This window comes from Blautia sp. DFI.1.216 (genome assembly GCF_020594215.1).
Lineage (GTDB): Bacteria > Bacillota > Clostridia > Lachnospirales > Lachnospiraceae > Blautia_A > Blautia_A wexlerae.
This window is the reverse complement of the sequence record NZ_JAJDML010000003.1, coordinates 138,476-149,801: the sequence shown is the minus strand read 5'-3', so window position 1 is coordinate 149,801 and position 11,326 is coordinate 138,476. Positions and strand designations below refer to the sequence as shown.

Sequence of the window (11,326 nt, the reverse complement as noted above, 5' to 3'; positions counted from 1 at the left end):
GAGACATACAAGCCAAAATTCCATTGCCGCAGGCAATCTGGAATGAATTTTGGCTCAGTTACTGAGAACGGAGTGAACAGTAACTGAGTTTATAAGAATTTCATAAAAAGTTTATGATTATATTAGTTGCTACCTGCGGTATATATGGTAAAATAAGAGTACGAACGTTACTGATAACGGAGAGAGCAGTAGAGTTTTGATATGTATTTCTGGCAAAATGGAGTGTAGAAGATGAACAGAAAAGAATTTTTGGAAATCCTGAGAAGCCAGCTTGCCGGGCAGATGCAGGAGGGCAAAGCAGCAGCACATATCAGGTATTATGAAGATTATATACAGTCTCAGGTACGTGGCGGACGTTCAGAGCAGGAAGTACTGCAGGAACTGGGAGACCCGCATCTGATAGCAAAAACTCTGATCGATACAGATGATGGAAGTACACAGGAAGATTACGGAGAGTATTCTTCTTACGGAAGTAGTTATGGCAATGAGACAGAGCTTCCTCATCAGCAGGAGAAAAGATGGAAAAAAGTAATCGATCTTTCTACCTGGCATGGCAAGGCTGTTGTTATTGCAGCGGCGGCTGTTATAATTGTTTTACTGATACTGATAATCGGAGTTGCGATTCCGTTTTTTATTATTCTTGCAATTATTCTTTATTTTCTTTCATGGCTGAAGAAAAGAAATGATCAATGAAAATCTGTGCAGGGTTTCAGAAAAGAAACCCTGCGCAGAATCTTAAAATCTTAAGTGTAAACGTTCTTGTTTCACGATATTAATTCCCCTTGAATATTTATAATCATACAATCTCAACTTATTTCTATTCTTTAATCCTGCCAGGTGCAGGGAAAAATCCCACATTCATTTTTATATTTTTTGTTCGGAAAGGAGACGGAAAATGAAACACAATTTCAAACTGAAAGAACGCCTTGGAGCTTTGCTGCTTGCAATGCTTTTTATTCTGCAGGCAATTCTGGGGCTTGTGCCTGTCTGCGTAACTCAGGCGGCACCGTTAACTGTAGAAACATGGGACAGTGACAAGGTGGTAGATTATGGTTATCGCTTTAACATGAAGTTTCAGCCCGGAATTACCACATATGAATCTTTTGGGTGTGATAATCTGGACAGGGAAGCTTTTTCAGACAATGGAAAAAGTGAACGTGACACAGAGTGCGTTCGTGTAGGAGCGGACTATAAAGCCGGAAGCGCAGGGATGCGTTATAACAATGTAGGAAAAGATGGAAATGGAAATATTGTTGATGTCAGACTCATTCTTGTGGGAGTAGAGAATGCAGAACCCCGTTATGATCTGCGCACTGCAGAATCGATTGTTCAGAATAAAGGCGGAGCTACGTTTGCATGGAAAGATAATGAAGCTTATCCAATGGTTGGCTTTTCCAAAAACAGTATCGGTGTATTTATTTATTCTGTAGGATACGCAAAGGTTAAGTTTCAGTTTCTGAAGCATGGAACAGAAGAAACACTGCCGATCAGTGGCCATGGAACCATACGTGATATTGATGCGGGACAGGGAGTCCGTATTCCGTCAGACAGCAGTCTGGATAATGCATATGTTCTGAAAAACAATGATTATCTGACGGTAGATGGGAATTCTGTAAGCTCACCCCTTGGTTCCGTTGAGCCGGATGATCCGAGAGGATGGCTGAATCTTTTTTATAATACAGATAATTTTACGGTAGAATTCTGTCATCAGTTCAGACTGGATAAATGGGATAAAAGTCGTGAAGATGCCATTGCAAAAGCCGGTTCTCAGGAAAGATGGGCAGAGATTACAAGAAATAAATATCTGGATCCATCAGGCAACAGTTATTGTCCGAACTTTAAAGGACAGAAATACTGCAAAGCATATGCATATTTTGATTTTACATCCTATTGTTTCGGTGATGTTGAGATGAAAAAAGCGCCTGAGAAACGTGTGGGAGAGGCAAACTGTACATGGGAACAGGCAGCTGCCACATCAAAAGAAAAACCTTTTGGCATTCGTCAGGGACAGGAATTCCAGTATATGATCCGGGCGGAGGTGACACCCAATAGACTGAAATCCTTTGTGGTACAGGATATACTTGAGGATTGTCTTACTATAGAGGATGCATCAAAAGTCAGTATTGTGAATGATGCAGGGCAGACAGTGACAGACTGGTTTGATGTTGCTGTTGAAGGACAGAAAGTGACCTGCAGGGCCAAAGCAGAGAGCCTTCAGGATGAAGCATTTACAGATAATCAGACTTACACATTTACTTTAAAAGTACGCCAGAGACCGGAATCAGAAATTAACATTTCAAAATACCTTGCAGAGGATGGATACAGTATTCTTGTACCAAACCATGCATCCATGAGTTATGAACGTACAAACGGAAGCGGAGATACAATGGATACGGAAACAGTGTGGGTAAAGGGTGTGATTCCACCGGAACTGGAAGTAAAGAAAAATACTTCTCAGTATGAATGGAAAACGGGAGATATCATAGATTATGAGGTTCTGGTTTCTCAGACAAAACAGGATGTAAAAGCAGTAAATGTTGTTATTACAGACGAGCTTCCATCATGTCTGCAGTTTCTGGAAGGGCAGTATGCTGTAGAGACAAGTCAGGGAGGCGAGAACTGTACGCTTACCGGACAGGGAGAAAATGGATGGAAAGCAGAGTGTCCGTCCCTGAAGTATGGGGAGACGATCACAATCCGTTTTAAATGTCAGGCATCTGCGGATTCCAATGGACAGGAATGGGAAAATATTGTGACTGCAACAGCGGATAATCTGATCAATCCTGAGACAGGAGAACAGGAATCCAGAAAGGATATGGCAGAAGTATGGCCGAACAGTCCACAGCTTGAAATTGATAAAACAGCAGACAAATATGAATGGCAGGCAGGAGAGCAGGTAGCTTACCGGATCGTGGTGAATAATGTAACGGCAGGAACAATTGCAAAAGATGTAACTATTACTGATATTGGTCTGCCGCAGGGACTGGTTCTGGCAGGTGGTGCACAGAGCATGGAAGTACTGGGAGTTCAGCAACAGGTAAACTATCCCGTACCGGATAAGAAAACAGGACAGGCATATGAAGCGAGATCTGTGGATTCTCAGTTGAATGCAGATGAGAACGGATTTTCCTTTTATTGTTCTTATGTGCCATACAGTCAGCCTGTAACGATTATTTTCCATTGTATCGCACAGGAAGAGGCAAATGGACACGAAAGCGTAAATGCAGCAACTGTAAAAGCTGCTAATACAGATGAGAGATCTGATGATGCAGAAGTATATGTAAATTCAGGAGAATTCTGGATTGAGAAATCTGCAGATCATTATGAATGGCAGGTCGGAGAACAGGTACAGTACAATGTGGTGGTGGAGAATAAAAAAGCAGGTACAGTGGCCCGGAACGTAACTGTCTGGGATACCGGTATGCCGGCAGGACTTGCGCTTTCATCGGCAGAGGATGTATCGGTAAGCGGAATCCCACAGAATATTACGCAGCTGACAGCAGGGACCAAAGATGTTTTGAACCAGCTCAATCCGGAATTTTATAATGAGACATCAGAGAAACCGGTGAATTATGAATTTCTTCAGGAGGGAAGCGGATGGAGACTGAACATTTCAGATCTTCCGGCAAATACTCCGGTTATGATTTCTTTCCTTTGCACAGTTGCGGAAGCGGCAAATGGAATGGAAAGCATTAATGTTGCCAATGTGCAGGCGCAGAATGCCCCTGTTTCACAGGATGACGCAGAAGTGTATGTAAATACAGCAGTTCTTTCTATTGAGAAAAGTTTTCAGAATCCATATCTGGCAGCCGGGGACGGACGTGCGGAAAATGAATTTCGGGTAGGAGAACAGGTGAATTATCAGGTTACGGTTAATAATCTTCAGAAGGGATCTATCGCAAGAAATCTTGTGATCAGTGATCTTTCCCTTCCTGAAGGGCTGGCTCTGGACGGAGCTGAAGATGCTGTTACTGTAAGCGGTGTTCCGGCTGTTATTCAGAATCCGGTGGCAGGAACTGATGATGCAGGAAATCAGCTGAATCCGGAAAATTATAAAGAAACAGTGGAAAAACCGGTCAGCTGTCAGGTTACACGTCAGGGAACCGGATGGATCGTGACGATTTCAGATCTTCCGTATCAGACACCTGTGACTGTTAATTTCCGCTGTACTGCGCAGGAAAGCGTAAATGGGATGGAGATTGTAAATACAGCACAGGCGTATGCAGATAATGCACAGAAAGTAAAGGACTCCTCAAAAATCTGGGTGAACTCGCCTGTTCTTAACGTAGAGAAGACGACGGACAAACCATTTTACAAATATGGTGATATTATTACATACCGCATTGTCCTGACACAGGAGCAGACCGGATGTGTGGCGCGTAATGTTACTCTGCAGGATGTGATCGATACTCAGGGAGTACGTCTTCTGAAGGATTCGGTGATTCTGATGGATGAGAAAGGAAATGTGGCAGATGCTGATGTACAGATCAATGATGATAATACTTTCCTGATGTCAACAGGCAGGACACTGGTCAGGGACAGCAGATATAGTATCTGCGATAATGATAAAGGCGGTCTTTTTGAGCAGGTAATGTATAATCCTCTGGACTGTCAGGAACAGAAAAGTATGATCGTGGAATATCAGGCAGCAGTGATTGATGCAGCCCTGGCAGGACAGAAAGTGCACAATACTGCAGTTGCAGACAGCAGTGAAAAGATACCTGCAACCGGGGAAACAGAGACAGAGGTACACAGTCCGATTCTGGAAATTGTGAAGGAATCAGATAAGAAAGAGTATGCGTCCGGTGAGAAAGGATACTATAAGCTGACAGTAAGACAACTGCGTGAGGATGTCACAGATCAGAATATTGTTATCGAAGATAAACTGGAAACCCAAGGGGCTTCTATTGTAAAAGACAGCATTTTTGTGAAGAAAAACGGCATAGAGCTGAAAGATGCCAAAATAGAGGCAGATGATACAGGATTTGTAATTCAGACAGGAGCATCGTTGTCAGATATGGATAAAATTGAAGTCTGCTATGAAGTGGTATTTAAAACAGAAAGCACAGAGCCTGAAAAAATTGTAAACACAGCGAAAGCAAGAGGAGATATTTCACCGGAAATTGCGGCGCAGCAGGAGGTATATGTGAAAACAAAAGCAGAACCCACTGCCACACCAACACCGTCTGCAACACCGAAACCAACAGAAACACCAAAGCCGACAGAGACACCAAAACCTACAGAAGTACCGAAACCGACGGAGCAGCCAAAAGCCACACCAACACCATCTGTACCGGGAACCTGCCCGAAAATGACTCCTGTACCGACGAAAGCACCGTTGGCATCTTACAATGGTGGAAATAATGGAGGCACAACTTCCGGAAACGGAGGCAGCAGTTACGGAAATTCGGGTGGATACGGAAGCTATCAGGGTGGTTCCATGGCAGGAAGTTCTAAAACAGGAGATGTCAGACCGTTTAAAATGATGGCTGTTCTTGGACTTATCGGAATGGGACTGCTGACAGGAGGTGTGGTGATCTACAGAAGAACTGTTTCCGGGAAAAGAAATATAAAGGGTATGCCGCGGAAATGAAAAAACTCAGAACATTTGCAGTAAGTATGATCATAGCAGCAATTGGGCTTCTTATATATTGTGCCGGCTTCTATATAAAAAGTTATGAACAGAATCTTGCAGCAAGGCAGGAATATGCAGAGCTTTCCAAAATGGCAGGGGTGAAGAACAGAGCAGGTGCCGGATTATTGGCAGATGGCAAAAAAACTGATGAAGACAGCAGTACAAAAAACAGTGAAAAAAAACGCAGGAAAAAACAGAGAAGATCTTCTGAATCAAAAAACAAAAACTGTACAGATGAAATCAGGGAATCCTTCGGGATTTCCTGGGAAAATTTAAGAAAGATCAACTCTCAGACAGTTGCCTGGATTACTGTCCCGGGAGCCGATATTTCTTATCCTGTAGTTCAGGCGGCAGATGATGAATATTACCTGAAACATAATTTCAGAGGAGAGGAAGATCTGTTTGGATGTATTTTTCTGGAACATGACATAAAAAAGAATTTCACAGATTCCCACAGTATTCTTTACGGGCATAATATAGAAGGTAATATGATGTTTGCAAATCTGAACCGTTATGAACAGCCTGAATTTCTAAAAAAATGTCCTGAAATTGAGATCACAACACCAAAAAGAAAGTTTCTGTACAAAATTTTTTCTGTGGAACAGGCATCTTCCCAAAGCCCGGCATTTGAATATGGATACAAGTTATCCAGTCCTGCATACAGGAGACAATTATCTATATTGAAAAATAATTCCATGTATGACACAGGAGTAGAGCCTGATGAAAGGGAGAGAATGGTGACTCTGATCACCTGTAATTCACGTCTGGATAAAGAAATACGTATGGCGGTACATGGGATTTGCCATGAATGTTATGGTATAGAAAAAGCTGAGCCGAAGTGATGTTGAAATCAATCGGATATTGGTAACTTTCGTAAAGGATGAACTGTTACTGTTCACACATCACTATCCCTCGAGGTGTTTTGGAAAAAACTAATGAAAAATCTCTCGATATTTTGTATAATTTATGCATAAAAAACAACTTGTTCGTACGTGCGTACAAGTTGTATCCTAAATACAGGAGGGAAGAAGACATGACAGATAATGGAAAGCCGAAATATTTCTCACTGATGGAACAGCTCAGAAGTGATATTATGTCAGGAGCTATCCGACCGGGAGAGAAGCTTCCTTCAGAAAACGAGCTTTCACAGAAATATTCCTTGAGTAGACATACAGTTCGTAAAGCACTGGGAATCCTGGAGCAGGACGGATATGTAGAGGCATTTCACGGAAGAGGTACTTATTGCTCTGAGAATATGCGCCATATAAAGAATTCAAAGAATATTGCGGTAGTGACCACATATATTTCTGATTATATTTTTCCGAGACTGATACAGGGAATGGATAATGTCCTTTCAGAAAGCGGTTACAGTATTATCCTGAAAAACACAGCAAACAGCAGACAGAAAGAGGCCAGATGTCTGGAGGAACTTCTGAAGAAAGATATTGATGGACTGATCATTGAACCAAGCAAAAGTGAGATGATCTGTAAACACAGAAATCTTTATCAGAATCTGGATAAATTTGAAATTCCGTATGTGTTTATTCAGGGAATCTATTCAGAAATGAGGGATAAACCTCATATTCTTATGGATGATGCACAGGGAGGCTATCTTGTAACAAAATATCTGCTGGAACTGGGACATAAAAAGATCAAGGGTTTCTTTAAGGCAGACGATATGCAGGGACTGGAGCGCCACAAGGGATATGTGAAGGCCTTACAGGAGTCAGGGATTGCCTATGATCCTGATGATGTTGTCTGGTTTCATACAGAGGACAGGAAAGTAAAACCTGCACTGATGGCAAAAGAAATGGTACAGAGCGGACAGCTTCCGGATGGAATCGTCTGTTACAATGATCAGATTGCTGTTCAGGTTATGGAAGAACTGGAGAAAATGGGAGTCAGGATACCGGATGATATTTCCATTACCGGTTATGACAATTCACTGTATGCTCAGCGAGGAAGCGGAATCACAACGATAGCTCATCCGCAGGAAAAGCTGGGAGAAATGGCAGCAGAGCTTATACTTGAGAAGATCAACGGAGTTCCTGAAGAAGAAAGTAAGGTTGAAAGACTGATTTATCCGGAACTGATCATACGGGGATCATGCAGAAAAATATTGTAAACAAATGAAATAAATAAAAAATAAAAATAAATCCGGGAGGAATTTTATCATGAAAACAGGAAGAAACTATAAGTTCTGGTTTTGTACAGGTTCACAGGATCTTTACGGAGATGAGTGCTTAAGAAAAGTTGCTGAGCATTCCAGAATCATTGTTGAGGAATTAAACAAGAGTGGTGTTCTTCCATTTGAATTAGTATGGAAACCAACACTGATCACAAACGAACTGATCCGTAAAACATTTAATGAGGCAAATGCAGATGAGGACTGTGCAGGTGTTATCACATGGATGCATACTTTCTCACCGGCAAAATCATGGATTCTTGGTCTGAAAGAATACAGAAAACCGCTTTGCCATCTTCATACACAGTTTAATGAGGAGATTCCTTATGATACCATTGATATGGATTTTATGAATGAAAACCAGTCTGCTCATGGCGGTCGTGAATATGGTCATATTGTTACAAGAATGGGAATCGAAAGAAAAGTTATTGTCGGACACTGGGCAGATAAAGATGTTCAGGAAAGACTTGCTTCCTGGATGCGTACAGCAGTTGGTATCATGGAGAGCAGCCATATCCGCGTATGTCGTGTAGCAGATAACATGAGAAACGTAGCTGTTACAGAAGGTGATAAAGTAGAAGCACAGATCAAATTCGGATGGGAAGTTGATGCTTATCCTGTAAATGAGATTGCTGATTATGTAAAAGATGTAGCTAAAGGTGATGTAGATGCGCTGGTAGATGAATACTACAGCAAATATGATATTCTTCTTGAGGGAAGAGATCCGGAAGAATTTAAACGTCATGTAGCAGTTCAGGCTCAGATTGAGATCGGATTTGAGAAATTCCTGGAAGAGAAAAATTATCAGGCAATCGTTACACACTTTGGAGATCTGGGTGCTCTTAAACAGCTTCCCGGACTTGCAATCCAGAGACTTATGGAAAAAGGCTATGGATTCGGTGCAGAAGGCGACTGGAAGACAGCTGCAATGGTTCGTCTGATGAAGATCATGACAGCTGGTGTAAAAGATGCAAAAGGAACTTCCATGATGGAAGACTATACATATAACTTTGTACCTGGAAAAGAAGGAATCCTTCAGTCTCATATGCTTGAGGTATGCCCGTCTGTCGCAGATGGTAAGATCGGCATTAAAGTATGCCCGCTTTCCATGGGTGACAGAGAAGATCCTGCAAGACTTGTATTCACAAGCAAGACAGGCCCGGGTATTGCAACATCCCTGATCGATCTTGGAGACCGTTTCCGTCTGATCATCAACGATGTGGAATGCAAGAAGGTTGAGAAACCGATGCCGAAGCTTCCTGTAGGAAGTGCATTCTGGACACCACAGCCAAATCTTAAGACAGGTGCAGAAGCATGGATCCTTGCAGGCGGAGCCCACCATACAGCATTTTCCTATGACCTGACAGCAGAGCAGATGGGTGACTGGGCAGCAGCTATGGGTATTGAAGCTGTTTACATTGATAAAGATACAAATATTCGTGATTTCAAGAATGAACTGAGATGGAATGAACTTGCATTCAGAAAATAATAATTTTTGTAATTAATACAGAGGCTGTCATATCAGGCTGAAATTAACTGCCTGGAATGGCCGCCCTGAGAAGTTTAAAGTAATAAAAAGTATGTTAAAACCGTAAAATTTCCATGGTAAAACAATAAAAGAAATGCAATAATATTGGTGTACAAACAATATATGATTATAGATTGTCGAATGATCTGTAATCATAAATAACAGAGAAACAGGGAGGTACATAAAAATGGGAGCAGCAGAAGCAAAAGCAGCGATTCTCGCTAACAAAACAGCGCTTGGTATTGAATTTGGTTCTACCAGGATCAAAGCAGTACTTGTAGATGATAAAAATCAGCCAATCGCATCTGGCGGTCATGAATGGGAAAATCGTTATGAAAACGGTGTCTGGACATATAGCCTTGATGATATCTGGACAGGCATTCAGGACTGTTATCAGGATATGGCAAGGGATGTGAAGGCAAAATATGACATAGAACTGGAATCTGTAGGTGCATTTGGCGTCAGCGCCATGATGCATGGATATATGCCATTTAACAAAGAGGGAGAACTTCTTGTACCATTCCGTACATGGAGAAATAATATTACAGGGGAAGCCAGTGAAAAGCTGATGGAGCTGTTTAATTACAATATTCCTCAGAGATGGAGTATCGCACATCTGTACCAGGCAATTCTTAATGGCGAGGAACATGTAAAAGATATCGATTATATTACAACTCTGGAGGCTTATGTCCACTGGAAACTGACAGGAAAGAGAGTTCTCGGTATCGGTGACGCAGCAGGTATGTTCCCGATTGATACCACAAAGGCAGATTACAACCAGGAGATGGTTGATAAATTCGATGAACTGGTTGCTCCTTATGGATTCTCATGGAAACTTCGCGATATTATGCCGAAAGCCCTTGTTGCAGGTGAAGATGCCGGTGTTCTTACAGAAGAAGGTGCGAAACTTCTCGACGTAACAGGAAAACTGAAAGCCGGAATCCCGATGTGCCCTCCGGAAGGTGATGCAGGAACAGGCATGGTTGCCACAAACAGTGTAGCAGTACGTACGGGTAATGTTTCCGCAGGAACTTCTGTATTTGCCATGATCGTTCTGGAAAAAGAGCTTTCCAGACCTTATAAAGAAATTGATATGGTTACCACTCCGTCCGGACATCTGGTAGCTATGGCTCATTCCAACAACTGTACTTCTGACCTGAATGCATGGGTAAATATATTTAAAGAGTTTGCAGAAGCTATGGGTATGGAAGGGGATATGAACAAACTGTTCGGAACCCTTTATAATAAAGCACTTGAAGGAGATCCGGACTGTGGCGGACTTCTGTCTTACTGCTATTTCTCAGGCGAGCATATGACAGGCTTTGAAGAAGGACGCCCGTTATTTGTACGTTCTCCTGAGAGCAAATTCAATCTTGCAAACTTTATGAGAACCAATCTGTATACATGCCTTGGAGCCATGAGGGTAGGTCTGAACCTTCTGTTTGAGAAAGAAAATGTAAAAGTAGACCGTCTTCTTGGTCATGGAGGATTATTCAAGACAAAAGGCGTAGGACAGCAGATTCTGGCAGATGCTGTCAATGCACCGGTATCTGTAATGGCTACTGCAGGTGAGGGCGGAGCGTGGGGAATCGCACTTCTTGCTTCTTATCTGGTAAATAAAGAAGAAGGTGAGACTCTGGAAAGCTTCCTTGATAATAAAGTGTTTGCAGATCAGGAAAGCAGCACACTGGATCCAAAACCGGAAGGTGTGGCTGGATTCAATGCATTTATGGACAGCTATATGAAAGGTCTTTCTATTGAAAGAGCAGCAGTAGAGTCTGAAATCTGGTAAATGTTGAGAAACAAACTGTTTGCCGGCGCATATGAAAATGAATAGGAAAAGAAGAATATAAAAAACAGAGCAGCATCGCAGATCATGAGACCGGCGATGCTGTTTTTTGCAGTTTTTCTGAAATTGTTATCAAGTGATTCGCAGCCGAATAAATACAAAGAGAAAGCCCCGGCAGGGGAGCTGCCG

General features: G+C 42.1%; 6 protein-coding genes. All 6 read left to right on the top strand.

Annotation, left to right across the window (positions count from 1 at the left end):
* Positions 1 to 231 precede the first annotated feature (231 nt).
* The 6 genes from LJE11_RS02370 to LJE11_RS02345 all read left to right on the top strand — a co-directional run bounded on the left by LJE11_RS02370 (position 232) and on the right by LJE11_RS02345 (position 11,140).
* The gene (locus tag LJE11_RS02370) at positions 232 to 693 is read left to right on the top strand and encodes a DUF1700 domain-containing protein (RefSeq protein WP_008708147.1); all 462 of its coding nucleotides are present in this window, start codon (positions 232 to 234) and stop codon (positions 691 to 693) included.
* 202 nt (positions 694 to 895) lie between these two features.
* The gene (locus LJE11_RS02365) at positions 896 to 5,593 is read left to right on the top strand and encodes an isopeptide-forming domain-containing fimbrial protein (RefSeq protein ID WP_118566449.1); all 4,698 of its coding nucleotides are present in this window, start codon (positions 896 to 898) and stop codon (positions 5,591 to 5,593) included.
* Positions 5,590 to 6,477 (top strand): class B sortase, encoded by an 888-nt coding sequence (gene srtB, locus LJE11_RS02360; protein WP_055053064.1) that lies wholly within the window; start codon positions 5,590 to 5,592, stop codon positions 6,475 to 6,477. Before LJE11_RS02365 ends, srtB begins: the two co-directional genes overlap by 4 nt.
* A 191-nt stretch (positions 6,478 to 6,668) precedes the next feature.
* Positions 6,669 to 7,760: a GntR family transcriptional regulator gene (locus LJE11_RS02355; protein ID WP_008708150.1), complete on the top strand. Its 1,092-nt coding sequence runs from the start codon at positions 6,669 to 6,671 to the stop codon at positions 7,758 to 7,760.
* A 49-nt stretch (positions 7,761 to 7,809) separates the two neighbouring features.
* Positions 7,810 to 9,309 (top strand): L-arabinose isomerase, encoded by a 1,500-nt coding sequence (gene araA / locus LJE11_RS02350; protein WP_008708151.1) that lies wholly within the window; start codon positions 7,810 to 7,812, stop codon positions 9,307 to 9,309.
* Positions 9,310 to 9,535: 226 nt separating this feature from the next.
* Complete coding sequence (locus LJE11_RS02345; RefSeq protein WP_173704478.1) at positions 9,536 to 11,140, top strand: xylulokinase; 1,605 nt, start codon at positions 9,536 to 9,538, stop codon at positions 11,138 to 11,140.
* Positions 11,141 to 11,326 lie beyond the last annotated feature (186 nt).